The organism is Delftia sp. HK171 (genome assembly GCF_001886655.1).
Lineage (GTDB): Bacteria > Pseudomonadota > Gammaproteobacteria > Burkholderiales > Burkholderiaceae_C > Comamonas > Comamonas acidovorans.
This window is the reverse complement of sequence record NZ_CP018101.1, coordinates 1,283,302-1,307,310: the sequence shown is the minus strand read 5'-3', so window position 1 is coordinate 1,307,310 and position 24,009 is coordinate 1,283,302. Positions and strand designations below refer to the sequence as shown.

22 protein-coding genes are annotated in these 24,009 nt (G+C 69.4%); 6 read left to right on the top strand and 16 right to left on the bottom strand.

Annotation, left to right across the window (positions count from 1 at the left end; translation table 11 throughout):
• Positions 1-21 precede the first annotated feature (21 nt).
• Positions 22-924, bottom strand: a complete 903-nt coding sequence (locus BO996_RS05945; protein WP_071954258.1) for a LysR family transcriptional regulator — start codon at positions 922-924, stop codon at positions 22-24.
• A gap of 148 nt (positions 925-1,072) precedes the next feature.
• Between BO996_RS05945 and BO996_RS05940 the strand changes: the two genes are divergently transcribed.
• A complete protein-coding gene (locus BO996_RS05940) occupies positions 1,073-2,056 on the top strand; it encodes an aldo/keto reductase (protein WP_071954257.1) in 984 nt (327 codons plus the stop codon).
• 20 nt (positions 2,057-2,076) lie between these two features.
• On the opposite strand, the gene BO996_RS05935 is transcribed toward BO996_RS05940, so the two are convergent.
• The 3 genes from BO996_RS05935 to BO996_RS05925 are packed head-to-tail and all read right to left on the bottom strand — an operon-like array spanning position 2,077 to position 4,401.
• On the bottom strand, positions 2,077-2,406 hold the full coding sequence (locus tag BO996_RS05935; RefSeq protein WP_013804357.1) for a DUF1840 domain-containing protein: 330 nt from the start codon (positions 2,404-2,406) through the stop codon (positions 2,077-2,079).
• Positions 2,407-2,439: 33 nt separating this feature from the next.
• Complete coding sequence (locus BO996_RS05930) at positions 2,440-3,768, bottom strand: class I SAM-dependent methyltransferase (RefSeq protein WP_071954256.1); 1,329 nt, start codon at positions 3,766-3,768, stop codon at positions 2,440-2,442.
• A gap of 24 nt (positions 3,769-3,792) precedes the next feature.
• On the bottom strand, positions 3,793-4,401 hold the full coding sequence (locus BO996_RS05925; RefSeq protein WP_043825798.1) for a hypothetical protein: 609 nt from the start codon (positions 4,399-4,401) through the stop codon (positions 3,793-3,795).
• 22 nt (positions 4,402-4,423) lie between these two features.
• On the opposite strand from BO996_RS05925, the gene BO996_RS05920 reads away from it, so the two are divergent.
• Positions 4,424-5,695, top strand: coding sequence for an aminopeptidase (locus BO996_RS05920; RefSeq protein ID WP_071954255.1), 1,272 nt, complete (start codon positions 4,424-4,426; stop codon positions 5,693-5,695).
• Here the strand turns inward: BO996_RS05920 and BO996_RS05915 are convergent.
• Positions 5,647-7,074: an ATP-binding protein gene (locus BO996_RS05915; RefSeq protein WP_071954254.1), complete on the bottom strand. Its 1,428-nt coding sequence runs from the start codon at positions 7,072-7,074 to the stop codon at positions 5,647-5,649. The two genes, BO996_RS05920 and BO996_RS05915, sit on opposite strands and share 49 nt — an antisense overlap.
• Positions 7,067-7,741: a response regulator gene (locus BO996_RS05910; RefSeq protein WP_013804362.1), complete on the bottom strand. Its 675-nt coding sequence runs from the start codon at positions 7,739-7,741 to the stop codon at positions 7,067-7,069. The genes BO996_RS05915 and BO996_RS05910 overlap by 8 nt, the downstream gene beginning before the upstream one ends.
• 135 nt (positions 7,742-7,876) lie before the next feature.
• On the opposite strand from BO996_RS05910, the gene BO996_RS05905 reads away from it, so the two are divergent.
• Positions 7,877-9,634, top strand: a complete 1,758-nt coding sequence (locus BO996_RS05905) for a phosphoethanolamine transferase (RefSeq protein WP_063327381.1) — start codon at positions 7,877-7,879, stop codon at positions 9,632-9,634.
• 30 nt (positions 9,635-9,664) lie between these two features.
• Here BO996_RS05905 and BO996_RS05900 read toward each other — a convergent pair whose 3' ends face one another.
• From BO996_RS05900 to BO996_RS05875, 6 genes are all read right to left on the bottom strand, one after another.
• Positions 9,665-10,150: a nucleoside deaminase gene (locus BO996_RS05900; RefSeq protein ID WP_071954253.1), complete on the bottom strand. Its 486-nt coding sequence runs from the start codon at positions 10,148-10,150 to the stop codon at positions 9,665-9,667.
• Positions 10,151-10,164: 14 nt separating this feature from the next.
• Positions 10,165-10,932 carry an ABC transporter permease gene (locus BO996_RS05895; RefSeq protein ID WP_012203071.1) on the bottom strand — a complete coding sequence of 256 codons (768 nt, stop codon included), beginning with the start codon at positions 10,930-10,932 and terminating at the stop codon, positions 10,165-10,167.
• Between the two features lie 16 nt (positions 10,933-10,948).
• Complete coding sequence (locus BO996_RS05890) at positions 10,949-11,791, bottom strand: ABC transporter ATP-binding protein (RefSeq protein WP_012203070.1); 843 nt, start codon at positions 11,789-11,791, stop codon at positions 10,949-10,951.
• Between the two features lie 68 nt (positions 11,792-11,859).
• The gene (locus BO996_RS05885) at positions 11,860-12,897 is read right to left on the bottom strand and encodes an ABC transporter substrate-binding protein (RefSeq protein ID WP_071954252.1); all 1,038 of its coding nucleotides are present in this window, start codon (positions 12,895-12,897) and stop codon (positions 11,860-11,862) included.
• Between the two features lie 55 nt (positions 12,898-12,952).
• Positions 12,953-13,468, bottom strand: a complete 516-nt coding sequence (locus BO996_RS05880; protein ID WP_071954251.1) for a nucleoside deaminase — start codon at positions 13,466-13,468, stop codon at positions 12,953-12,955.
• A 10-nt stretch (positions 13,469-13,478) separates the two neighbouring features.
• Positions 13,479-14,507 carry an ABC transporter substrate-binding protein gene (locus BO996_RS05875; RefSeq protein WP_071954250.1) on the bottom strand — a complete coding sequence of 343 codons (1,029 nt, stop codon included), beginning with the start codon at positions 14,505-14,507 and terminating at the stop codon, positions 13,479-13,481.
• Positions 14,508-15,104: 597 nt separating this feature from the next.
• On the opposite strand from BO996_RS05875, the gene BO996_RS05870 reads away from it, so the two are divergent.
• Positions 15,105-16,127 carry an isopenicillin N synthase family dioxygenase gene (locus tag BO996_RS05870; protein ID WP_071954249.1) on the top strand — a complete coding sequence of 341 codons (1,023 nt, stop codon included), beginning with the start codon at positions 15,105-15,107 and terminating at the stop codon, positions 16,125-16,127.
• A gap of 82 nt (positions 16,128-16,209) precedes the next feature.
• Here the strand turns inward: BO996_RS05870 and BO996_RS05865 are convergent, their stop codons facing one another.
• The 4 genes from BO996_RS05865 to BO996_RS05850 all read right to left on the bottom strand — a co-directional run bounded on the left by BO996_RS05865 (position 16,210) and on the right by BO996_RS05850 (position 19,835).
• A complete protein-coding gene (locus tag BO996_RS05865; RefSeq protein ID WP_012203065.1) occupies positions 16,210-16,464 on the bottom strand; it encodes an acyl-CoA-binding protein in 255 nt (84 codons plus the stop codon).
• Positions 16,465-16,601: 137 nt separating this feature from the next.
• Positions 16,602-17,381, bottom strand: a complete 780-nt coding sequence (locus BO996_RS05860; protein WP_071954248.1) for an ABC transporter ATP-binding protein — start codon at positions 17,379-17,381, stop codon at positions 16,602-16,604.
• A gap of 61 nt (positions 17,382-17,442) precedes the next feature.
• Positions 17,443-18,651 carry a M20 aminoacylase family protein gene (locus BO996_RS05855; RefSeq protein WP_013804369.1) on the bottom strand — a complete coding sequence of 403 codons (1,209 nt, stop codon included), beginning with the start codon at positions 18,649-18,651 and terminating at the stop codon, positions 17,443-17,445.
• Between the two features lie 26 nt (positions 18,652-18,677).
• Positions 18,678-19,835, bottom strand: coding sequence for an ABC transporter substrate-binding protein (locus tag BO996_RS05850; protein WP_013804370.1), 1,158 nt, complete (start codon positions 19,833-19,835; stop codon positions 18,678-18,680).
• A 197-nt stretch (positions 19,836-20,032) separates the two neighbouring features.
• Between BO996_RS05850 and BO996_RS05845 the strand changes: the two genes are divergently transcribed.
• Together BO996_RS05845 and BO996_RS05840 are read left to right on the top strand one after the other, a co-directional pair.
• A complete protein-coding gene (locus BO996_RS05845; protein WP_071954247.1) occupies positions 20,033-22,111 on the top strand; it encodes a molybdopterin-containing oxidoreductase family protein in 2,079 nt (692 codons plus the stop codon).
• 90 nt (positions 22,112-22,201) lie between these two features.
• Positions 22,202-23,959, top strand: coding sequence for an ABC1 kinase family protein (locus tag BO996_RS05840; protein ID WP_043825833.1), 1,758 nt, complete (start codon positions 22,202-22,204; stop codon positions 23,957-23,959).
• The last annotated feature ends 50 nt before the right edge of the window (positions 23,960-24,009 follow it).

The following is a 24,009-nucleotide window of genomic DNA, read 5'->3' as shown; positions in this document are numbered from 1 at the left end:
GCGCGCGGCCCCTGCTGCGGCTCAGGCCGGGCCTTCGAGTTCGGCATGCCGCCGCTCGAACAGTTCAATGAGGTGATCGGCCACGGCACGCACGCGCCGCGAATGGGCAAGGTCGGCATGCATGGCAAGCCAGATCGGCTGGTCGGCGCCCAGCTGCGGCTCCACGCAGACCAGCCCCGCCTGCCGCGCCAGGAAATGCGGCAGCACGGCCAGGCCCAGGCCGGCCTGGGCCGCGGCCAGCTGCGCGGACAGGGTATTGGTCTCCAGCCGGCAGGGCCGCCCGTGCAGGGCGCGCGCCATCCAGCGTGCGGCGGGCAGGTGGGCATGGCTGTCGTCCCAGCCGATGAAGGCATCGCCCTCGAACGGGTCCGAGCCGTGGGTGCCCGCGCTTCCGTTTTCGCCTGCGCGGCCTTGCACATAGCCGGCCGATCCGTACAGGCCGAAGCCCAGCGTGCCCAGGCGCCGTATCGTGAGGTGGCCGGCCTCGGGCTGGGTCATGCGCACGGCCAGGTCGGCGTCGCGCCGATGCAGGTTCAGCGTCTGCACGCCGCTGACCAGCTGCACGCGCAGACCCGGGTGGCGGGCGAACAGAGGGACCAGCGAGGGCGCGATCAGCGGGTTGGCCAGGTTCTCGGCCGTGGCCAGCCGCACCACGCCCGCCACCTGTGCCTGGCTTTGCGCGGCATCGCCCAGGGCCTGGGCCGCCTGCTCCAGCGCCTCGGCCGGGGCCAGCAGCGCCTGGCCGTCGGCCGTGAGCCGATAGCCGCTCTGGTGGCGGCTGAACAGCGGCATGGACAGCGCGGACTCCAGCCGGTCCAGCCGGCGCGAGACCGTGGCCACGCCCAGCCCCAGCGCGGCCGAGGCACCGCTCAGGCTGCCGGCGCGGGCAATGGCCAGGAAGATGCGGGCGTCGTCCCACTGCAATGGAATGCTCCTTTGTTTTCGGGAATGTTTTTCGGGAATTTTTTCGGGAATGCTTTCCGAAAATGGAAGATCAAAGCGCGATTTTGTCAGTAGGCAAGGCCGCTTCGGAAAACCATACTGGCCCCTTGTTTCAGCAAGAGGATATGCAATGCAACAACGCAAACTTGGCCACGATCTGCAGGTGTCCGCCCTGGGCCTGGGCTGCATGGGCATGAGCGAGTTCTATGGTCCGCGCGACGACGCTCTGGCGCTGCAGGCGCTGGACCACGCCGTGGAGTCCGGCATCGATTTCCTGGACACGGCCGATGTCTACGGGCCGCACCACAACGAGGAGCTGATCGGCCGCTTCCTGGCCACGCGCCGGCCGCGCGTGAAGATCGCCACCAAGTTCGGCATCGTGCGCAAGGCCGGCGAGTACCGGCGCAGCATCGACAACAGCGCGCAGTACGCACGGCAAAGCTGCGAGGATTCGCTGCGGCGCCTGGGCGTGGAGCGCATCGACCTGTACTACGTGCACCGCGTCGATGCCACGCGCCCCATCGAAGAGACCATGCAAGGCCTGGCGCAGCTGGTGCAGGAGGGCAAGATCGCCCGCATCGGCCTGTGCGAGGTCAGCGCGGCCACGCTGCGCCGTGCCCATGCCGTGCACCCGGTGGCGGCGGTGCAGACCGAGTATTCGCTGTGGACGCGCGAGGTGGAGGACGAGGTGCTGCCCGCCTGCCGCGAGCTGGGCGTGGGGCTGGTGGCCTATTCGCCGCTGGGGCGCGGCTTTCTCACGGGGCGCTTTCATGGCGGCACGGCCTTCGAGCAGGGTGATTTCCGCGCCAGCCTGCCGCGCTTTCAGCCTGGCAACATCGACACCAACCAGGCCCTGGTGGGCGCCGTATCGGCCCTGGCGCAGCGCAAGGGCAGCACGCCCGCGCAGATCGCCCTCGCCTGGCTGCTGGCCCAGGGGCCGGACGTGGTGCCCATTCCGGGCACCCGGCGCATCGCCCATCTGCAGGACAACCTGGGCGCGCTGTCCGTGGCACTGACCCCCGCCGAGCTGGACGAGCTGCAGCGCGCCAGCGACGAGCTGCCCGTGGCCGGGCAGCGCTATACGGAGGAAGGCATGAAGGGCATCAACGCCTGAAGGGGCAGCGGGAGGCGCCGCTACCAGGTAACGTCGCTGTTCTCGGCGGCGCTGCGTCGCAGCATGTCGATCATGGGCGCGGCGCGCTGGCGCAGGCTGACGGCGTCGCGCGCGCCCGCTGCGGCGCTGTCCTGCTCGCCGTCCTGGGACTCGTCTTCATGGCTGGCCTTGCGGCGGGCGTCGTCGTCGGCGACGGCGGCCTCCAGCGCCTCGATGGCGGCGGGAATCTGCTGCACCGTGATGATGCCGCTGGCGCCGGGCGTCTTGCCGACGATCTCCAGGACCTGGCGGCCGTTGGATTCGAGCATGATGACGTCGGCCGTGGCACGGGACTTGAACTTGTAGAGCATGGCTATCCTTTTTCTGTGTGGCGTGTCATGCACTCAGCGGTACATGTACTCGCGGTTGAAAGCATAGTCCGATTGAGCCCCCACCATGGGTCCCGACTGGAGCCGTCCATCGGGATGCGTGCACAGCATCTGGTGCAGGGCGATCCAGCCGCGCTCGAATCCCATGGCGCAACCCGCCAGATAGAGCCGGTAGGCGCGCAGCACCTTGGCGGCACCTTCGGCATCGGCATGCTGCTCAAGGATACGCTGCGCCTGCGGCAGCCGGGCTTCCAGTGCGTCGGACCAGTTCCACAGCGTGCGTGCGTAGTGGGGCCGCAGGTTCTCCGTGTCCACCATTTCCAGCCCGCTGTGGCCCATGTCGTGCAGCACGCGGCTCACATGCATCAGCTCGCCGCCGGGGAAGATATAGCGGTCGATGAACTCGCCCATGCCCGCGCCCAGCTCGGTGTTGTCCACGCCGCCCGCCGTGATGCCGTGGATCAGCGCCATGCCGCCCGGGCGTAGCAGCCGGTGCACGGTCTGGAAGTACTCGGGCAGCTGGGCCTGGCCCACATGCTCGAACATGCCCACCGAGCCTATCTTGTCGAAGGGCTGGCCGGGCGCCAGCGCGCGGTAGTCCAGCAGTTGCATGTCCACCTTGCCCTGCAGGCCGCGCTCGGCAATCAGCTGCTGCACGTAGCGGTGCTGGTTGTGCGAGAGCGTGATGCCCGTGGCCGTGACGCCGTAGTGCTCGGCCGCCCACACCAGCAGCGCGCCCCAGCCCGCGCCGATGTCCAGGAAGCGCTCGCCGGGCCGCAGGTCCAGCTTGCGGCAGATGTGGTCCAGCTTGGCCTCCTGGGCCTGGGCCAGCGTCATCTGCGGGTCGCGGAAGTAGGCGCAGGAATAGACGCGGCGCGGGTCCAGCCACAGGCCGTAGAAGTCGTCGGAGATGTCGTAGTGGAACTGGATCTGCTGGGCATCGCGCGCCAGCGTGTGCGCGGCCATGGAGCGCATGCGGGCCATGGCATGCCCCCACCAGTGCGATGTGCCGCGCACCGGATCGGACTGCAGCAGGCTGGCGGCCACCGCCATCACGTCGCGCATGCGGCCGTCGATGCGCACCAGCCCTTCCACGATGGCACCGCCCAGTGTCCCTATCTGCCCGGCCGCCAGGCTGGCCATGGCCGACATGGTCTGGAAATGCAGCACCACCTGCGCATCCGCAGGACCAGCGCGCTGGCCGGAGGGCAGGATCACGGCCACGGGGACAGGGAGAGACGCCAGCCGCGCCTCGATGGAGCTCAGCACTTGTGTCATGGCGTTCATTTTTGACAGCAAGGCGCACTGCGTCAATCGCAGCCTGGGCTGTGCATGGCGGGGCATGGCGCCCCGCCACAGCGGGAGTGATCAGGCGATCAGCTGCCTGTAGTCGCGCCGTGTCTGATCCGTCACCGAAGCAAGCACTTGCTCGAAGGGTGTCTTGTGCCGTGCGACCAGCCGCAGGGATGCCACGGCGCGCGATTTGCAAAACCAATGACAGGTGTACTGCATGAGCAACAGCTCGGCCGTCATCGTGAAGGCGCGCGCACGACGTTCGTCCTCGTTGCGGCTGTCGGCCACGCGCACGGAGGCAATGCCGCGCGCATGCAGCTGCATGGCGTCGCGCAGATCGAAGGACGACGAGGGAAAGAGCCGGTCCAGATAGGGCAGCGCCACGGGCAGCGTGCTCACGCGCGTGAGCTGCGGATCGGCCGTGGCCATCTCCTTGGCAAAGCGCTGGAACTGCTCGGCCAGGTTGGCCTCGGTGTTGTCCAGCACGGTCCAGATCTGGGCACGGCGCTGCTCGTCGCTCTCACCCAGGACGCGCAGATAGCCTTCGATCAGGCCGCCCATCAGCTTCTCGATCTGGAATCGCCCCAGATACTGGGCCAGCAGCAGGGTATGCCGGCGCTGTTGCTGCGTCTTGAGCAGGTAGATTGCGATGAAGACAATGATCGCCAGCGTGAAGAAGTCCATGAAAGCAGCAAGGGGGCCAAGGGTGCGAGAAGGCTTGAGTGTAGTCAGGCGCGGCCTGCCCGCGATTTTGGTGGGCATAGGCCTGCTTCTGGGCGGCTGTGCCAGCCGGGGGGCCGGTGGCGACGGACTGGGCTATTACTGGCAAAGCCTGCGCGGGCAAATGCACCTGCTGCAGGCCAGCCGCCCGATTGACGACTGGCTGCAGGACGAGAGCCTTGCGCCCGCACTGCGCGAGCGCCTGCTGTCGGCCCGGCGCATGCGCGCCTTTGCCGTGGAGCGCCTGGGCCTGCCCGACAACGCCAGCTACCGCCGCTATGCCGATCTGCAGCGGCCGTTTGCCGTATGGAACGTGGTGGCCGCGCCGCCCGACAGCCTGGAGCTGCACCGCTGGTGCTTTCCGGTGGCCGGCTGCGTGGGCTACCGGGGCTACTTTGCCGAGGCCGACGCCATGGCCCAGGCAAGGCAACTGGCCGACCAGGGCCTGGAGTCCGGCAGCTACGGCGTGCCCGCCTATTCCACGCTGGGCTACCTGAACTGGCTGGGCGGCGATCCGTTGCTCAACACCTTCATCGGCTGGGGCGAGGGCGAGTTCGCCGGCCTGCTGTTCCACGAACTGGCCCACCAGGTGGTCTATGTGGCCGGCGACACGGCCTTCAACGAATCCTTTGCCACCACCGTGGAGCGCCTGGGCACGCCGCTGTGGCTGGCCACCGAGGCCGGCCCCGCCGCCCGCGCACGCTGGGATGCAGGCCAGCTGCGGCGCGCGCAGTGGCGGGCGCTGACCGGCCACACGCGCCAGGCGCTGCAGCAGCTCTACCAGGACCCGCAGCAGCGCGGCCCCGCCATGCCGCAGGCCAAGGCGCAGATCTACCAGCAGTTCCGCAGCGACTACGCTGCGCTGCGCGCGCAATGGCGCAGCGCCGATGCCGCTCTGCTGACCACCGATGCACAGCGCCAGCTCTACGACCGCAACCAGGCGCGGCTGGACCAGTGGGTGGCCGATGCCAACAACGCCAGCTTTGGCGCGCTGGCCGCCTACGACGACTGGGTGCCTGCCTTCACCGCGCTGTGGAAAAAGGCGCAGACCCAGGCGCCGGCCCAGGCCGGCGGCGAGGCCGCCCAGGGCTGGCAGCGTTTCTATGCCGAGGTAGAGAAACTGGCCGCCCTGCCTGCCTTGCAGCGCAACACAAGGCTGTGCGGTCTCATGCCCGCCGATGCGCTCCTGCCGCCTGCCTGCGCCCCGGATCAGGCCGGGGCGTCGGAATCCGCGGACGGATCGCGCCCCGGCAACTGAATGCGTGCCAGCAGGCCGCTGGAGCTGCCAGGCGGTGGTGACTGCAGCTCCAGGCTGCCGCCATGCTGGGCCACGATCATGGACACGATGGACAGGCCCAGGCCGTAGCCCGGCGACGCCAGCTCCCGCACGGTGCCCTGGGGCAGGCGCAGGTCGTCCACATGGCGCACATGGCGCTCGCGCGCGGTGCTCAGCGCCGCCGCATCCATGCCCGGCCCCTCGTCGCGCACCTGGACGGTGTGGCTGTCGCAGACTTCGAGCAGCACCTCCGAGCCATCGCTGTAGCGCAGCGCGTTCTCCACCAGGTTGCGCAAGGCGATGGCCAGCGTGTCCACGTCGCCCGCCACCGGCCCGCAGGGCTGCTCGGGCAGCACCACGTCCAGCCGCAGCTGGGTGGATTCGTCCTGCTGCCAGAACTCGGAGGCCACCATGCTGGCCAGCGCGTCCAGCCGCACCTCGTCCTGCGCCAGCGCCGAGCCCGAGGCCGCGCGCGACAGCTGCAGCAGCTTTTCCGTGCGCTGGCGCAGCCGCTCCAGCGCCTCATAGGCCGCGCGCACATCGGTGTTGTCCACGCCCCTGTCCAGGGCCGTCTGCAGGCGCAGCGTGGCCACGGCCAGCGGCGTGCGCAGCTCGTGGGCCGCATTGGCAGCCATGGAGCGCTCCACCTGCAGCGCATGCGACAGGCGCTGCATCAGGTGGTTGATGCCCCGGCCCAGCCGCCACAGCTCGCGCGGCATGGCGTCAAGGTCCAGCGGCTCCAGGTTGGAGCCGCCGCGCTCACTCAGCTGCAGCTGCATGTCGCGCAGCACGCGCAGGCGCCGCCGCGCGGTCACGCGCAGCGCCCAGCCCATGAGGGCGAGCATGACCAGCATCACCGCGCCCAGCGCCAGCAGCGCCCGCTGCAACGCCTCGCTGCGCTCGACCATGGGATCGGCCAGCATCAGGAACAGCGGCTGCCGGGGATGGGCCACCACATAGATGCGCCAGCCCTCGCGCTCGTAGAAGCCCTCGCGCATGGGCACGGCAAAGGCCGCCACGGGGGCGGCCTGGGTGCGCAGCAGCACGTTGCCGCGGCCGTCCTGCAGCTGGTAGACCAGATCCTCGGCCTCGTCGCCCGGCTGCGAGGCCACATGCGGGCGCTGCACGCCCTCTCGCGAGTGGTCTTCCTGTTCCAGCTGGTGCACGGCCACCTCCAGCAGGCGGTGGCCGCTGTCGATCATTTCCTGGTCGAAGTTGTGGTGCACGATGTGGCTGACATACCAGGCCAGCGCCAGCACGCAGGCCAGCCAGACGGCGGCCAGGGCCAGTGTCAGCTCGCGGGCCAGCTGGTCGGCCAGACGGGGCGGCAGCGCCAGGCTGTAGCGCTGCTGCTCATCCATGCTCAAGGGCCAGGCGGTAGCCGGTACCGCGCACGGTCAGGATGCGGTCGCGCCCGAGCTTGCGGCGCAGCCGGCTGATGAATACTTCCAGCGTGTTGCTGTCGGCCTCGGCATCGAAGCCGTAGAGCGCATCGAGCAGATGCTCGCGCGCGTGCACACGCTGCGGCTGGGCCGTGAGCACGCGCAGCAGCGCCCATTCCTTGGGCGTGAGCAGCAGGGTGCGGCCGGCATCGCGCACCATTTCGCGGGCCAGGTCGATCTCCAGCGTGCCCATGCGCAGCACGGCGTCCTGCCCGGCCTGCATGCCGCCGCCGCGCCGGCTCACGGCGCGCAGGCGGGCCAGCAGTTCCTCGGGGTCGTAGGGCTTGACCAGATAGTCGTCGGCCCCCGCGTCCAGCCCGCGGATGCGGTCGCTGACCTGGTCGCGGGCCGTCAGCACGATGGTGACGGGAGGCTGCTCCAGCCGGCGCAGCGTGGGCATGAGCGCCAGGCCGTCGCCGTCGGACAGGTGCAGGTCCAGCAGCACGGCCGCGTAGCTGGCACCGGCCAGGCAGGCGCGCGCCTGGGCCAGAGAAGGCACGCTGTCGATCAGAAAGGCCTTGGAGCGCAGATAGCTGCCCACCGCCTGGGCCAGCGCCTCATCGTCTTCGACCAGCAGGATTCGCATGGGAGGCTGGGCCTTCGCACATCAGGGTGTGCACCGGGTACGGGCGCAACAGAGGGGACGGGAGGGGTTCAAGCTGAACGGAGTCTGAACGCGGGGTTCAGATGTTCTTAAGCTGCGAATTCTACGCTCGCGGCCATGTCAGAACGCCTGCTCGCCCGCCCCCCCTTTGCCGGCTCCTCCGGCACCGGCCAAGCCCCGGCCCCATCCTCTGCCCAGCCTGCCCCCGCCAGCCTCCCGGCACGGCTGCGCACGGCCTGGAGCGCCCCGCGCTCGCCCCAGGCCGTGGCCCTGGTGCTGGCGCTGTGGCTGCTGGCCACCGCGAACTGGGCGCTGTGGCTGCGCCTGCCCCACCTGGAAGGCTATGACGGCAGCCTGGCCACCCTGGTGCTGCGCCTGCTGCCGCTGGGCCTGGGCGGCATCCTGCTGCTGCTGTCGCTGACGGCCTGGCCGCGCGGCATGAAGCCGCTGTGGATCGCCCTGCCCTGGATTGCCGGCTCGGCCCAGTACTTCATGACCGCCTACGGCACGGTGATGGACGGCGGCATGATCAACAACATCCTGCAGACCGACCTGCGCGAAAGCAGCGACCTGTTCAACCCCCAGTTGCTGCTGCAGCTGCTGCTGGTGGCCGGCCTGCCCACGGCCTGGCTGCTGCGGCTGCGCATCATCCGCCCGCGCCGCAGCACGCAGACGGTGCTGCGCACGCTGGGGCTGCTGGCCGCCTCGGTGGTGCTGCTGGCGGCATCGGTCTTTGTCTCGTACCGCGAGCTGGCCCCCGTGATCCGCAACAACCTGTGGATGCGCCACATGCTCAACCCCGTGAGCCCCGTGCTGGCCTCGCTGGATGCGGTGCTCAAGCCCATCCTGCGGCCCAAGCGCCCGTTTGCCAGCATTGCGGCCGGCGCCACGCTGGGCGCCACCTATGCGGCCGAGCGCAAGCCGCCGCTGTTCGTCATCGTGGTGGGCGAGACGGCGCGCGCCGCCAACTGGGGCCTGAACGGCTATGCCCGCGACACCACGCCCGAGCTGGCCAGGCGCAAGGTGCTCAACTGGAGCAACGTGACCTCCTGCGGCACCAGCACGCGCGAATCCGTGCCCTGCATGTTCTCGCACCTGGGCCGCACGGGCTTCTACAAGAGCAAGGTGGACTACGACAACCTGGTGGACGTGCTGTACAACGCCGGCCTGGCCGTGCTGTGGGTGGACAACCAGGCTGGCTGCAAGGGCGTGTGCGAACGCATTCCCAACGCCAGCACGGCTGACCGCCTGAACACGCCCGACGGCAAGGCCCTGTGCTCCAGCGACGGCGAATGCCTGGACGGCATCCTGCTCAGCGGCATCGACGAACGCATCGCCGCCCTGCCGCGCGAGCGCCGCGAGCGCGGCGTGGTGCTGGTCATGCACGAGATGGGCAGCCACGGGCCGGCCTACTACAAGCGCTCCACGCCCGAGACCAAGGTCTTCCAGCCCGAATGCCTGACCAATGCGCTGTCCAGCTGCACGCGCGAGCAGGTGGTCAACGTCTACGACAACTCCATCCGCTACAACGACCATTTCCTGTCGCAGACCATCGACTGGCTGGCAAGCCAGCAGTCGCGCTACCAGACCGGCATGGTCTACATGTCGGACCATGGCGAGTCGCTGGGCGAGATGGGCATCTACCTGCACGGCATGCCCTACGCCATGGCGCCCGACGAGCAAAAGCACATTCCCATGATTGCCTGGCTGGGCAACCTGGGCGAGCGCACCGGCGTGTCCGAGCGCTGCGTGCGCGGCCAGCTGGACGCGCCGCTGTCGCACGACAACCTCTACCACACCACCCTGGGCCTGCTGGACGTGACCAGCCCCACCTACCAGAAGCCCCTGGACGCGCTGGCCGGCTGCCGCAGTTGAGCGGGCGCGGGGCGCAGCCGCCGTTGCCGTTCAGCGCTGCTGCCAGAAGCCCCGGTGCGGCTCCAGCATCTCCTCGTGCAGCGCAGGCACCGGGCCGATGACCTGCACGGCGCGCTGCCCGCGCGCAAAGACCTCGCGGCAAGGCAGGGACAGCGTGGGGTTCTCGGGATGGTCGCCCGTCAGCGCCAGCAGCGCCGTTTCCTCGGCGCCGTAGAGCACACGGCCTATGCCGGCCCAGTAGATGGTTCCGGCGCACATGGCGCAGGGCTCGAAGGTGGTGACCAGGGTGCACTGCGCCAGGTAGGCGCCCGGATAGTTGGCGGCCGCCGTGCGCGCCAGCGTGGACTCCGCATGGTTCACCGTGTCGATGTTGCCCTGCTCGGCCAGCACGGTCTCGCCGTCGGGCGCCAGCAGCAGCGCGCCAAAGGGGTGGCGGCCCATGGCCATGGCCCGCTCGGCCACGGCGCCTGCGCGGCGCAGCTGGCGGGCCGCCTGTTCGTCGGTCAGGGGCGTCATGGCCGGATTCTCCATCACTCGCCCTGCGAGCCGCGCCGGGCCCAGCCGGTGGTGCGCTTTTCGATGGCGCTGAACAGCTCGTACATCACCATGGCCATGGCGCCCACCACGATCAGGCCGGCAAAGGCCAGGCCCATCTGCATGGACGAGCCGGCCGACACCAGCAGGTAGCCGATGCCTTCGTTGGCCGCCGTCATCTCGCTGACCGTGGTGCCCACGAAGGCCAGGGTGATCGCCACCTTCAGCGAGCCGTAGAAGTAGGGCATGGAGCGCGGCAGGCCGACCTTGATCAGCACGTCCCAGCGCCGGGCGCCCAGCACGCGCAGCACATCCTCCAGCTCGGGCTCCAGCGTGGCCAGGCCCGTGGCGATGTTGACCATGATGGGAAAGAAGCTGATCAGGAAGGCCGTGAGGATGGCCGGTCCCGCGCCGATGCCGAACCAGACCACCAGGATGGGCACGAAGGCCGCCTTGGGCAGCGCGTTGAAGGCCGTCATCAGCGGATAGAACGCCGCATAGGCCAGGCGCGAGGAGCCGATCAGAAAGCCCAGCAGCACGCCCACCACGATGGCGATGCCGAAGCCCGCCATGGTCACCCAGTAGGTGCGCCAGGCGTGGGCGGCGATGATGCCGCTGAACTCGGCCAGCTGCCGGCCGATGGCCCAGGGGCTGGGGAAGATGAATTCCGAGACCTCGAAGGCCGAGCAGATGACCTGCCACAGCAGGATGACCGCCAGCAGCAGCACCCAGGGCGCCCAGCGTTCCGCGTATTTCTTGTGCATGTGAATCTCCCCCGTTCTATTGTTGGATGGCCGCGCCGGTCTTGCGCATGGCGCCGATGTGGCCGCGCAGCTCGTGCACGATGTCGGTGAATTCGCGCGTGTAGGTCAGCTCCAGCTCGCGCGGGCGCGGCAGCTCGATGTCGCGGCGCACCACGAAGCGGCCCGGGCTCTTGCTCATCACGTACACGGTGTCGGCCAGGAAGACGCTCTCGCGCAGGTCGTGCGTGACCAGGATGACGTTGAAGCGCTGCTCGGCCTGCAGGTCGCGCAGCACGCACCACAGCTCCTCGCGCGTGAAGGCGTCCAGCGCGCCGAAGGGTTCGTCCAGCAGCAGCATCTGGGGCTCGTGGATCAGCGCGCGGCAGATGCTGGCGCGCTGCTGCATGCCGCCCGACAGCTGCCAGGGGTACTTGTCCTCGTAGCCGCCCAGGCCCACCTTCTGCAGCAGTGCGCGCGCACGCGCCTCGTACTCCTTGCGCTTTTGGCGGAACAGCGAGCGGTGCGGCTCCACGATCTCCAGCGGCAGCAGCACGTTGTCCACCGTGGTGCGCCAGGGCAGCAGCGACGGCGCCTGGAAGGCCATGCCCGAGATCTTCAGCGGCCCCGTCACGCGCTCGCCGTTGACCATGACACGGCCCATGGAGGGCATCTTCAGCCCCGTGGTCAGCTTCATGAAGGTGGACTTGCCGCAGCCCGAGGGGCCGACGATGGCGATGAACTCGCCGCGCCGCACCTGCAGGTCGATGGCCTCGACCGCGAAGTGGTTGGCGCGCAGCAGCTCCTCGTTGTAGGCAAGCCAGACGTCGCGGAACTCGACGAAGAAGGCGTCGTCATCGCCGTGGGATGTGGAGGAATTCATGGCAGGCAGCAGGCAAGGGCCGGCGCGTCGCCCGCTGGCGCACGCGCACGGTGTCAATCACTTTGTCGTCACTTCTTGGGCAGGATGTTCAGCTCGGCCGCAGACGGCAGGAAGCTGCCGTTCCAGACCTCGGACGGGTTCACGCGCGTCTTGGTGGCATAGACATCGGAGACCTGCGACGCCATCAGCGACAGGCGTGTGGGCACGACCTGGCCAAAGCCTTCGGCACGCGCGTCGGCGCTGTTGACCACGGTGTCGATGGCCAGTTGCAGGCGGCGCGTCTCCAGCTGGGTGTTGACGATGCCGTCGCGCTCCTTCACGTAGGCAATGGCCGCGCCCGGGTTGGCGATGACTTCCTTGGCCCCCTTGGCGAAGGCCTGCAGGAAGGCCTTGATGGCGGCCGGGTTCTCCTTGATCAGCTTCGGGCTGGCGATGATGGCGTTGCCGTACAGCTTCACGCCGAAGTCCGCATAGGGCATGACCACCACGTCGGCGGCCTTGATGCCGCGCGCCTCCAGGTTCAGCAGCGAGGTGAAGGTGAAGCCCGTGATGGCATCCACATCACCGCGCACCAGCATGGTCTCGCGCAGCGGCGGGTCCATGGCCGTCCACTGCACGGTGCCGACCTGGTTGGCCTTGGCGAACAGCGGGAAGGCGCGGCGGCCCGCATCGAACACGGGCGCGCCCAGCTTCTTGCCGGTGAGGTCGGCCGTCTTGGCGATGCCGCTTTTCTTGAGCGCCATCACCGAGGCCGGCGTGTTGTTGTAGACCATCATCACGGCCACGGGCTTGTTGGGCATGTCCGGGTTGTTGGCCTGGAACTCCATCAGCGCCGCGATGTCGGCAAAGCCCAGGTCATAGGCGCCCGAGGCCACGCGCTGCACCACGCCGCCCGAGCCGCTGCCGGCATCGACCGTGACATCCAGGCCCGCGTCCTTGAAGTAGCCCTTGGCCACCGGCTGCAGGAAGAAGGCGGCCGGCCCCTCGAAGCGCCAGTCCAGCTGGAACTTCAGCGGCGTGGCCGCGTGGGCCTGTGTCTGGGCCGTTGCCAGGCCCGCGCTGGCGGACAGGGCCAGGACGGTGTGCAGGAACAGTCGTTTTTGCATGGTGGGCTTCCTCTCTGATGGTCAAAAGAAACGGTGGGGACGGAACGGGGCCGGGTCAGCTTTTCCAGGCGCCCTGGTGCGATGCGGCGGCCTCGCCGATCAGCGCCGGGCCTATGCATTCGATGGCGTGGGACGAGGCGGCGAACACATCGCGGCAGGACAGCTCGGCATCCTTCTGGTCCAGGCGCTCGCCGCGGAATTCGCGCAGGCGCACGGCATCTATGCCGTAGACCACGCGGCCGATGGCCGACCAGAAGATGGCGCCCGCGCACATCACGCAGGGCTCGGCCGATGAATACAAGGTGGCTGCGGACAGCGCCTCGCGGTCATGCAGGGGGCTGGCCAGGCGGATGGCCGACAGCTCGGCATGGGCCGTGCAGTCGCCGCTCTCGCCATTGGCGTTGGAGGCCTCGGCCAGCACGCGGCCATCGGCGGCCACGATGAGCGCGCCGAACGGGCGGTTGCCGCGTTGGCGCGCGCGGTCGGCCATGGCGATGGCGCGGCGCAGGTACCGGCCGTCGCGCTCGTCGAGCGAGGCCTCAAGGGGCAGTGAAACGGTGGCGTGGTCCATGTGCGCTCCCTCAGGCCTTGGCCATGCGCGCGGCCAGCGGCGGCAGCAGGCTGCGGTTGAACAGCGCATCGGCCGACACGGGTGCCTTCAGGCCGAAGGCCTGGCTGACCTGCTCGGCCTGGCGGGCCAGCAGCTGCGGGTCGATGTCGCCCAGGCCGTGGCGCTGCGTATCGGGCGCGGCCAGGTACTGCGAGGTGATGGCCCAGCGCGCCAGTTCCAGCTTTTCATCCAGGATGGGCTCGCGCTGGCGCACGGCGGCCACGGCCAGCGCGGGCTGGGCCAGGCATTCGATGAGGGCGCGGTTGCTGGCGCGCAGGAATCCCGCCACCACGCCGGGCTGCTCGGCCACCAGCGCGCTGGAAGCCAGGATGGCATTGCCGTACAGCTGCACGCCCGCATCGGTATAGCGCAGCACCGACAGCTCCTCGGGCTTGATGCGTGCGAACAGCGACACGGCCGAGTCATGGAAATAGGTGGCCGCATCCACATCGCCGCGCACCACCACGTTGTCGCGCGCCGAGAACTCCGTCGTGGTCCAGGCGAACAGGTCGGCCGGCAGGTTCTGGCGCTGCGCGACCAGGGGCCAGACGCGGCGCGTGGACTCCACGGCGGCGGCGGCCACCTTCTTGCCCTTGAGGCTGGCGAACTCGCCCGTGATGCCCCGGTCCTTGCGGCCGATGATGGCGAACGGCGCGCGGTTGTAGTACTGGTAGACGGCCTGCACGCGCGCCGCGCCCGCGTTCTGCGCCTGGAACTCGATCAGCGAGCTGATGTCGCCCAGGCCCAGCTGGTAGGCGCCGCTGGCCACCCGCGTGATGGATGCCACCGAGCCCGAGCCCACGTCGATGCTCACGTCCAGCCCCTCGTCGCGGTAGTAGCCCTTTTGCAGCGCCACGAAAAAGGGCGCGGTCTGCGAGGTCACGCGAAAGTCCAGCGTGAACTTCAGCGGTGTCAGCGCCTTGCCCTGGGCGAAGGCACCGGGCATCACGGCACTGGCAGCGGGAAGGGCGGCGGCGGCAAGGAAATGGCGGCGTTGCATGGTGGAACTCTCAGTCGCTATCAACATGGGGACCGGCCGCTGGCATGGGGCCGGGCGGCTGGCGTGACATGAGCAATTTCCGGGCAACGCGCACTGGGCGCGTGCTGAACGCTTCTACTCAGTGATGCTTGTATGCAAAGTGCGTACCACCCCCTGAGTCGCTTCGCGCCTTCCCCCTCTCTCGCTGCGCGGGAGGGGGACGACACCCTCGGTGCGGGGCGGCCCTTCCTCGGTGTCACTGGGCTGGGCCGCGCCGGTTTTCGACGCGGCGGGCATGCATCAGATTGGTGCCAGACGGTTCCGATGCGGCGCGTGCACCAAGCTGCCCGGCCCTCTTGCACCACGATGGAACGCAGGTGGCCTTGAACAGGCCTGCGCGGGCTGGCGCGCTGTTTGCTTGGGTGGTTGGCAAGAGTAGAAGCGTTCAGCTTGCCGGTCTGTGCCGGCGCGGGTCATTGCTCTTGAAGCGGGTGCGGGAGCGGCGTGGCTGCGACCTGTGCCCTGTCAGCCACTTCAAGAGCGACGGGCGGGATCGGTGTCTTTTTGCGCCGGCCGCCGCGTGCCTTGCCACTGCCTTTGCGGCAAAGGAAACAGACCATGAACATGCTTGCCAACTCCACCCTGCCTTCGGCACCGGCTTCAGATTACGCGCTGGGTGAACTCGCCAAGGAGGCCCGCATGGGCGGCCAGGGGCAGGAGACGCGCGCTCGGGAGGTGCGGGTGATCGATATCTCCGACTTTGACCGCCGCAAGGCCGAGATCGCCGATGCGATCTGGCAGGCCTCGGTGGAGATCGGCTTCTTCCAGGTGTCGGGCCACGGCATTCCCCAGCCCGATATCGATGCGGCCTTCGGGCGTGCCGAGCAGTTGTTCGCCCTGCCGCGCGAGGTGAAGGCGCAGTGGCCGCTGTCGCGCAATGCGGGCTGGGAGCACAAGGCGCAGATCCGGCCTTCCACGCGCACGCCCGACCAGAAGGAGTCCTACCAGATGACGCGCCCGCGCATGGCCGGTCTGTGGCCCACGGAGCAGGAGCTGCCGGGCTTTCAGCAGGCCACGCTGGGCTTCGAGCGCCAGTGCTGGCAGGTGGGCATGCAGCTGCTGTCGTGCTTTGCGCACAAGCTGGGCTTTGATGCGGACTTCTTCACGCGCGCCCACGACCCTTCGGTGCCCGCCTACCAGAGCACGCTGCGCATGCTGCATTACTTCGCGGTCGATCCCGCGCTCAAGGACGAGCTGGGCCTGTGGCGCGCAGGCGCCCACACCGACTTCGACTGCCTGACCCTGCTGTTCCAGCGCGCAGGCCAGGGCGGCCTGCAGGTGCTGCCGGGCAAGGAGATGGAAGGCCAGCAATGGACGCCCGTGGACCCTGTGGAAGGCGTGATCACCTGCAACATCGGCGACATGCTCACGCGATGGAGCGACGACCAGCTGCCCAGCAACTTCCACCGCGTGCGCAATCCCCTGCCCCATGAATACCAGGGCGCGCGCTACAGCCTGGCCTTCTTCTGCCAGGCCAACGAGGACGCGGTGATCGAAGGGCCGCAAAAGAAGTACCCGCCGATCACGGGCGCGGAGTACCTGCGCCAGCGCATCAGCGCGAACTTTTCCAACAAGTACTGAGCCCGGCCGGGACCGTGGCCGGAAACGACAAGGCCCCGGAGTCCGGGGCCTTGTCTGTGTCTGCGATCGGTGGTGGTGTTGATCAGCGCAGCGATTCGATCAGGTCGATGTACTGCTGCTTGGCGTCGTCGGCCGAGGTGTCCTTGAGCTTTTCCCAGGCGTCCCACTTGGCGCGGCCGACCATGTCGGTGAAGCTGGGCTTCTTGGCCTCGTTGTCGCCTTCGGTGGCCTGCTTGTACAGCGCGTAGAGCTTGAGCAGCGTGGCGTTGTCGGGGCGCTCGCTGATCGAGGTGGAGTTCTTGACGGCGGCCTCGAAGGCGGCATTCAGATCGGACATGGCGGGTCTCCTGGTGGGCGGTTCGTGTAGCGGCACAGTGTAGCCAAAAAAGCAGGAATTTAGAACGATCGTGCTTTTTTCTCAGTCAACCGCACCGAGACCGGCCACGCCGCCCCTATGGCGCTCCCATGCCGCTCCTACGCTGCGCTGCACAGGTGCTCGGCCACGGGCCATCGGTCGGCCTCGCAAGGCGTGGGGGCCGGCGGCTGGCCCCGGGCGCTGCCCGGTTGCAGGATGCGGCCGTGCTCCATCACGACCACGCGGTCGGCGACGGCGAAGGCCTGCTGGTGGTCCTGGGTCGCATAGACGGCCGTACAACCCAGGCTGCGCAGCAGCCGGGGAATTTCCTCGCACAGGCGCTCGCGCAGATTGCAGTCGAGGCCGGACAGGGGTTCGTCCAGCAGCACCAGGCGCGGGCGCTCCACCACGGCGCAGGCCAGCGCTGCACGCTGCTGCTGGCCGCCCGACAGGCTGCCGGGAAGGCGCTCGCCCATGCCCTGCAGCCCGACCAGGCCCAGGGTCTGCTGCACCCGCTCGTGGATCTGCGCGCGAGGCAGGCCGCGCATTTCCAGCGCGAAGGCCACGTTGGCCTGCAGGCTCATATGGGGCCAGAGCGCATGGTCCTGGAGCACCAGGCCCAGCTCGCGCCGCTCGGGCGGCAGGGACTGCGAGGCGCTGGCCACGCACTGCCCGCCCATCCAGACTTCGCCGCGGCTGGGCTGCTCCAGCCCGGCCAGGATCCTGAGCAGGGTGGTCTTGCCGCAGCCCGAAGGACCCAGCAGGGCCAGCACCTCGCCGGGGGCGATCTGCAGGCTGATGTCCTGGAGCACGGCACGCTCGCCGTGGATGCGCTTGAGCTGCCGGGCTTGGACGGCCACGCCCTGCGCGGCGGCCGTGGAGGATTCGATGGAGGTCACAGGGACCGCATGCTAGGTGCGGTGTGTGACATGCCGGTGTCGGCCGGACCCTGCAAGGGCCTCAGCGCGTGGGCTCGCTCAGCCAGCGCTGGGCCAGCTTCACCCAGAACGTGGCGCCCTGCGGGATCAGCTGGTCGTTGAAGTCGTAGCTGGGGTTGTGCAGCGTGCAGGGACCGCCGCCGTGGCCGATGGCGCGGTGGTCGCCGTCGCCATTGGCGATGAAGCAGTAGGCGCCGGGCTTTTCCAGCAGCATGAAGGCGAAGTCCTCGGCGCCCATCGAGGGCTCCTGGGGCAGCACATTGGCCTCGCCCACGACCTCGGCCATGACGCGGCGCGCGAACTCGGCCTCGGGCGCGGAGTTGATGGTGGGCGGGTAGTTGCGCACGAACTCGAACTCGCAGCGCGTGTCATGCGCGGCGCAGATGCTCTCGGCCAGGGTCTTCATGCGCCGCTCGATCAGGTCCAGCACCTCCAGCGTGAAGGTACGCACCGTGCCCTGCAGCTCCACGCTGTCGGGCACCACGTTCGTGGCCTCGCCCGCATGGACCATGGTGACCGAGACCACGCCCGCCTCGATGGGCTTGACGTTGCGGCTGACGATGGTCTGCAGGCCCAGGATCAGCTGGGCCGCCACGGGCAGCGGGTCGATCACCATGTGCGGCATGGCCGCGTGGCCGCCCTTGCCGCGCACGACGATGCGGAACTCGTTGCTGGACGCCATGGCCGGGCCCGGGCCCACGGCCATGGTGCCGGCCTTCATGCCCGGCCAGTTGTGCATGCCGAACACGGCCTGCATGGGGAACTGGGTGAACAGGCCGCCCTCGACCATCTCGCGCGCGCCGCCGCCGCCCTCTTCGGCCGGCTGGAAGATCAGGTGCACCGTGCCCTCGAAGCTGTCGCGGTGCGCGGCCAGGTACTGCGCGGCGGCGAGCAGCATGGCGACATGGCCGTCATGCCCGCAGGCATGCATTTTTCCGGCGTGGCGGCTGGCGTGCTCGAAGGTGTTGAACTCCTGCATGGGCAGGGCGTCCATGTCGGCGCGCAGCCCGACGGCGCGGCCGCTGGCGCCGCCGTCACGGCCGTGGATGGTGCCCACCACGCCCGTGCGGCCCAGGCCGCGGTGCACGGCAATGCCCCATCCCTCCAATTGCCGGGCCACGAGGTCGGCGGTGCGGATCTCCTCGAAGCACAGTTCGGGATGGGCATGTATGTCGCGGCGCAGCGCGGTGATCTCGGGCGCGCGGTCCAGCAGTTCCTGCAGCAAGGCCATGGGGTTCTCCTTCTAGAGCTGCAAGCCTACACCCGGACCTTGCCGTCGCCGGTCAGCATGGACAACTCCACGAAGCGCGGCTTGCCGGACTGCGGCTTGAAGACCAGCGGGAAGCCGGCCACCTGCTGGCCGTGCATGGCGTCGAGCGCGGCCACCAGGCCGTCGCGCGTGGGCTTGCCCGAGGCCGAGGCCTGGCGCAGCGCATCGGCGAACACGCGCGCCGCCAGATAGCCTTCCATGCTGGAATAGTTGGGCGTCAGCTTGCCGCCGCCCTTCTGGATGGCCGCCAGGAAATCGCGCGTGATCTGGCGCGAGGTCTGGAAAGGCGAGGGCACCACCTGGGTGACCACCACGCCTTCGGCATCCTTGCCCAGCGTCTCCGACAAAGCCTGGGCACCCACGAAGGACACGTTGTAGAACTGCCCGCCAAAGCCCGCCTGGCGCGCCGCGCGCACAAAGGCCGCGCTGGCCGAGTAGGTGACGATCTGCACGATCACATCGGCGCCCAGCGGCACCAGCGTCTTGACGGCCGCCGCCACATTGTTCGAGTTGCGCTCCACCGTGGCCGCGCCCACGGGCTCCAGCCCCTTGGCGGCCAGCGCCGCCTTGACACCGGCCAGGCCCGACTCGCCATAGGCATCGTTCTGGTGCAGCACGGCCACCTTCTTGAGACCCAGGCCCGTGAGGTGGCGCACCATCAGCGCCGTCTCGTCGGCATAGGATGCGCGCACATTGAAGACCAGGTGGGCCAGCTGGGGCTGGCGCAGCGCGTCGGCGCCCGTCAACGGTGCGAACAGGGGCACGCGCGCCTTTTGCAGCAGCGGCAGCGCGGCCATGCTGGTGGAGGTGCCCACGTAGCCGAACAGGGCGAACACGTCGTCGGAAAGGAAGCGCTGGGTATTGGCCGCGCAGCGCTCGGGCTCGTAGCCGTCGTCCATCACGCGCAGTTCGATGTTGCGCCGGGCAATGCCCCCCTGCGCGTTGAGCTGCTCGAAGTACAGCTTGGCGCCTTCATGGAAGGGCTGGCCGATCTGCGCTGCAGACCCGGTCAACGGGCAGGACTGGCCCAGCACGATGGTGCCACCCGCGTCCTGGGCGCGCACTGCGCCGGTCCAGGTGGCGGCGGCAGCCGTGCTGGCTGCGATGAACTGTCTGCGGCTGAACGCCGTCTTGGGTCGGAGCATGAACTTGCCTGTTTTTGTCGCTGGAATCGGCGCCGTTGCTGCGTGCAGCCGGCTGCAAGGGTCCGCATAATAAAGACAAGCGGCGATTGCGGCATGCAAGACCGGCACCGCCCCTTGCCCGTGACGGCCTTTTCCCGTTTTCCCGGCTTTCACGGTTTTTTCGCAAAGTACCCACCCTGTCCGAGACCGCTGCCACCATGTCCTCCGCCACGCCCCCACTCCAGGCCACCTCACAGGTGCTGGGCGCCTGCCCCCATGACTGCCCCGATACCTGCTCGCTGGTGACCACGGTCGAAGACGGCATCGCCAAAAGAGTCCAGGGCAACCCCGACCATCCGCACACGGGCGGCGTGCTCTGCGCCAAGGTCAGCAAATACACCGAGCGCAGCTACCACCCCGAGCGCGTGCTCACCCCGCTGCGCCGCGTGGGCCCCAAGGGTTCCGGGCAGTTCGAGCCCGTGGGCTGGGACGAGGCGCTGGCCGACATCGCCGCGCGCCTGCAGTCCCTGGCGGCGCGCGATCCCGAAACCATCCTGCCCTATAGCTACGCAGGCACCATGGGCCTGGTGCAGGGTGAGAGCATGGACCGGCGCTTCTTCCACCAGCTCGGCGCCTCGCTGCTGGACCGCACCATCTGCTCCAGCGCCGGGGGCGAGGCCCTGAACCTGACCTATGGCGGCAAGCTGGGCATGCGCGTGGAGCATTTCACCGAAAGCCGGCTCATCCTCATCTGGGGCAGCAACAGCATCGGCAGCAGCCTGCATTTCTGGCGCTATGCGCTGGAGGCCAAGCGCAACGGCGCACGCCTGGTGTGCATCGACCCGCGCAAGACCGAGACCGCCGACAAATGCCACGAGCACCTGCAGCTGCTGCCCGGCACCGATGCCGCCCTGGCACTGGCCCTGATGCACGAGCTGATCACGCACGGCTGGCTGGACCATGACTACATTGCGCGCCACACGCTGGGCTGGGAGGAACTCAAGGCCCGCGCCCTGCAGTGGCCGCCCGAGCGCGCGGCCCAGGTCTGCGGCCTGCCCGTGGAGCAGATCCGCCAGCTGGCGCGCGACTACGGCACCACCACGCCCGCCGCCATCCGCCTGAACTACGGCGTGCAGCGCGCGCGCGGCGGCGGCAATGCCGTGCGCGCCATCGCCTGCCTGCCGGCCCTGGTGGGCGCCTGGCGCCACCGTGCGGGCGGCCTGCTGCTGTCCGCCTCGGGCGCCCTGCCCGCGCAGCGCGCCCGACTGCAGATGCCGCATCTGCTGGGCGAGCGCCGCCCGCGCACCATCAACATGAGCACCATCGGCGACGCCTTGCTGCACAAAGGCGGCAACGGCTTCGGACCGCGCGTGGATGCCATCGTGGTCTACAACAGCAATCCCGTGGCCGTGGCGCCCGAGTCGGCCAAGGTCGTGGCCGGCTTTGCGCGCGAGGACCTGTTCACCGTCGTGCTGGAGCAGTTCATGACCGACACGGCCGACCTGGCCGACTACGTGCTGCCGGCCACCACGCAGATCGAACACTGGGACATCCACGGCAGCTACGGCCATACCGACGTGCTGCTCAACCGCCCCGCCATCGCGCCGCTGGGCCAGGCGCGCAGCAACGGCCAGATCTTCCGCGACCTGGCCGCGCACATGGCGCGGCATGACGACGCCTTTGCCGCCGCCCATTTCCAGACGGGAGACGAGCAACTGTGCCGCGAAGCCTTCGAGGGGCGCGGCGTGGACTTCAACGAGCTGCTGGACAAGGGCTTTGCCACCCTGGCCCTGCCCGAGGCCCCCTTTGCGGAGGGCGGCTTCGCCACGCCCTCGGGCCGCTGCGAGTTCACCAGCGCCGAGCTGGCGCGGCGCGGCATGGACCCGCTGCCTGACTACCTGCCCAACTACGAAACCGCCGAAACGGATGCGCGCTACCCGCTGGCCATGATCTCGCCGCCGGCACGCAACTTTCTCAACAGCAGCTTCGTCAACGTCAAGAGCCTGCGCACCATGGAAGGCCGCCCGCTGGTGGAGCTGCACCCCGACGACGCCGCCCCGCGCGGCGTGGCCGAGGGCGACCGCGTGCGCGTCTTCAACGACCGGGGCAGCTACGAATGCCACGCCACCCTCAACGGCCGCGCGCGCCGTGGCGTGGTCAACGGCCTGGGCATCTGGTGGCGCAAGCATGGCGACAACGGCACCAACGTCAACGAGCTCACCCACCAGCGCCTGACCGACCTGGGCCGCGCGCCCAGCTTCTACGACTGCGCGGTGCAGGTGCAGCGGCTGGCCTGAGCCCCGCCCCGAAGGCGGGCGATTCCTGCGCAATGGCGTCTGGCGCATCGGCACAATGGACCGCATTGCCACCACCGACAGGAGATGCCCATGCTGCAAACCGCCGTGGTCGCCGTGCGCGACCGTGCCCGGCTGCAGGAGATCGTCGGCGTGCTGCTGCGCTTCGGGCTGGCCGACCTGGTCGACACGCTGGGCCTGGCCCGCTTCGCGCCGCGCGGCAGCCAGCCCCATCCCGAGCATCCGCTGGATGCCAGCCGCCCCGAGCGCCTGCGCATGGCCCTCGAACACCTGGGTCCCAGCTTCGTCAAGCTGGGCCAGATCATGGCCACGCGCTCGGACCTGCTCGCGCCCGAATGGACGGCCGCCCTGCAGCAACTGCACAGCCACGCCGCCCCGCTGCCCTGGGAGACGGCCCAGCCGCTGATCGAGCAGTCGCTGGGCCTGCCCGTGGAGCAGGTGTTCACGCATTTCGACCCCGTGCCGCTGGCCTCGGCCTCCATGGCCCAGGTGTACCGCGCGCGGCTGCCTGCGGCTGAAGACCGGGATGACCGGCAAGACCAGGAGGACGGCAGCGGCAGCGACAGCACCCCTGCGGCCAGCGCTGCCGACATCGAAGTCGTGGTCAAGGTCCAGCGCCCCGGGCTGCGCCCCCAGATCGAAGCCGACCTGCGCCTGCTCGAGCACCTGGCGCTGCTGGCCCAGGAACAATGGCCGCAGCTGGCACGCTACCGCCCGCGCGAGGTCACGCGCCAGCTGGGCCAGGCGCTGCGCGAGGAACTGGATTTCACCGTCGAAGCCCACAACGGCGACGCCGTGGCGCGGCACTTCGCGGCCCAGCCCGAGATCGTCGTGCCGGCCATCCACTGGGCATTGAGCGGGCCGCGCCTGCTGGTGCAGGACTTCGTGCCGGGCGTGCCAGCCTCGGCCGTGGGTGCGGACCCCGCGCTGGACGGCCCGCTGCTGGCGCGCCGTGGCGCCTGCGCGTTCCTGCAGATGGTGCTGCGCGACGGCCTGTTCCACGCCGACCCGCACCCCGGCAACCTGCTGGCCCTGCCCGGCAACCGCGTGGGCTTCATCGACTTCGGCATGGTCGGGCGGCTGTCGCCCCAGCGCCGCCGCCAGGTGCTGGGCCTGATGCGCGCCCTGGTCGAGGGCCAGGGCCGCAGCCTCTCGGGCGTGCTGCTGGAATGGGCTGCCGAAAGCGAAATGCCCGGCCGCGCCCCGCCCTCGGCCGCGCGCATCGAGGCCGCCGTGGACCGCTTCGTGACCCGCCATGGCCCCGGCGCCAGCAACGGCCGCCTGGTCATGTCCCGCGCACTGCAGGACTTCATGGCCCTGGCCCGCGAAACCGGCGTGGCCCTGCCCGCCGACATGGCCCTGCTGCTCAAGGCCCTGATCACGGCCGACCAGGTACTGCTGCAGCTGGACCCGCAATTCGACGTGGTGCAGACGGCCACGCCCCTGGTCAAGGCCCAGTTGCTGCAGCGCTACTCCCTGCGCAGCCTGGCGCGCCAGCGCCGCGCCGCCATGGCGCAGTGGCTGGAACTGGCCGACGACGCGCCGCACACCCTGCGGCTGGTGATGCAAAGACTGCGCTCGGGCCGGCTGCAGGCCGACCTGGACATACGCCACATCGACCGGCTTTCACTGGCACTGGAACGCGCCGCCACCCGCCTGGCCCTGGCCGTGGTCTCCGGCGCCTTCATCCTGGGCCTGGCCCCCGGCCTGCTGACCATGGGCCCGCGCCTGTGGGGCATCCCCCTCTTCGCCGCCCTGGGCGTGGCCGGCGCCGCCGCCAGCCTGGCCGTTCTTTTCACCACCATGCGCAGGCAGAAGGCGCTGGATTGATGGCTGCCAGGGGCTGAGCACCCAGCTTCCATGAATGCGGGGTGCAAGTG

Bases quoted from the DNA above. Each gene is read 5' to 3' on its own strand.
- BO996_RS05940 (WP_071954257.1), top strand. From the start codon at position 1,073: ATGCAACAACGCAAACTTGGCCACGATCTGCAGGTGTCCGCCCTGGGC.
- BO996_RS05935 (WP_013804357.1), bottom strand. From the start codon at position 2,406: ATGCTCTACAAGTTCAAGTCCCGTGCCACGGCCGACGTCATCATGCTC.
- BO996_RS05930 (WP_071954256.1), bottom strand. From the start codon at position 3,768: ATGCCCCGCCATGCACAGCCCAGGCTGCGATTGACGCAGTGCGCCTTG.
- BO996_RS05925 (WP_043825798.1), bottom strand. From the start codon at position 4,401: ATGGACTTCTTCACGCTGGCGATCATTGTCTTCATCGCAATCTACCTG.
- BO996_RS05915 (WP_071954254.1), bottom strand. From the start codon at position 7,074: ATGGATGAGCAGCAGCGCTACAGCCTGGCGCTGCCGCCCCGTCTGGCC.
- BO996_RS05910 (WP_013804362.1), bottom strand. From the start codon at position 7,741: ATGCGAATCCTGCTGGTCGAAGACGATGAGGCGCTGGCCCAGGCGGTG.
- BO996_RS05905 (WP_063327381.1), top strand. From the start codon at position 7,877: ATGTCAGAACGCCTGCTCGCCCGCCCCCCCTTTGCCGGCTCCTCCGGC.
- BO996_RS05900 (WP_071954253.1), bottom strand. From the start codon at position 10,150: ATGACGCCCCTGACCGACGAACAGGCGGCCCGCCAGCTGCGCCGCGCA.
- BO996_RS05895 (WP_012203071.1), bottom strand. From the start codon at position 10,932: ATGCACAAGAAATACGCGGAACGCTGGGCGCCCTGGGTGCTGCTGCTG.
- BO996_RS05890 (WP_012203070.1), bottom strand. From the start codon at position 11,791: ATGAATTCCTCCACATCCCACGGCGATGACGACGCCTTCTTCGTCGAG.
- BO996_RS05885 (WP_071954252.1), bottom strand. From the start codon at position 12,897: ATGCAAAAACGACTGTTCCTGCACACCGTCCTGGCCCTGTCCGCCAGC.
- BO996_RS05880 (WP_071954251.1), bottom strand. From the start codon at position 13,468: ATGGACCACGCCACCGTTTCACTGCCCCTTGAGGCCTCGCTCGACGAG.
- BO996_RS05875 (WP_071954250.1), bottom strand. From the start codon at position 14,507: ATGCAACGCCGCCATTTCCTTGCCGCCGCCGCCCTTCCCGCTGCCAGT.
- BO996_RS05870 (WP_071954249.1), top strand. From the start codon at position 15,105: ATGAACATGCTTGCCAACTCCACCCTGCCTTCGGCACCGGCTTCAGAT.
- BO996_RS05865 (WP_012203065.1), bottom strand. From the start codon at position 16,464: ATGTCCGATCTGAATGCCGCCTTCGAGGCCGCCGTCAAGAACTCCACC.
- BO996_RS05855 (WP_013804369.1), bottom strand. From the start codon at position 18,651: ATGGCCTTGCTGCAGGAACTGCTGGACCGCGCGCCCGAGATCACCGCG.
- BO996_RS05850 (WP_013804370.1), bottom strand. From the start codon at position 19,835: ATGCTCCGACCCAAGACGGCGTTCAGCCGCAGACAGTTCATCGCAGCC.
- BO996_RS05845 (WP_071954247.1), top strand. From the start codon at position 20,033: ATGTCCTCCGCCACGCCCCCACTCCAGGCCACCTCACAGGTGCTGGGC.
- BO996_RS05840 (WP_043825833.1), top strand. From the start codon at position 22,202: ATGCTGCAAACCGCCGTGGTCGCCGTGCGCGACCGTGCCCGGCTGCAG.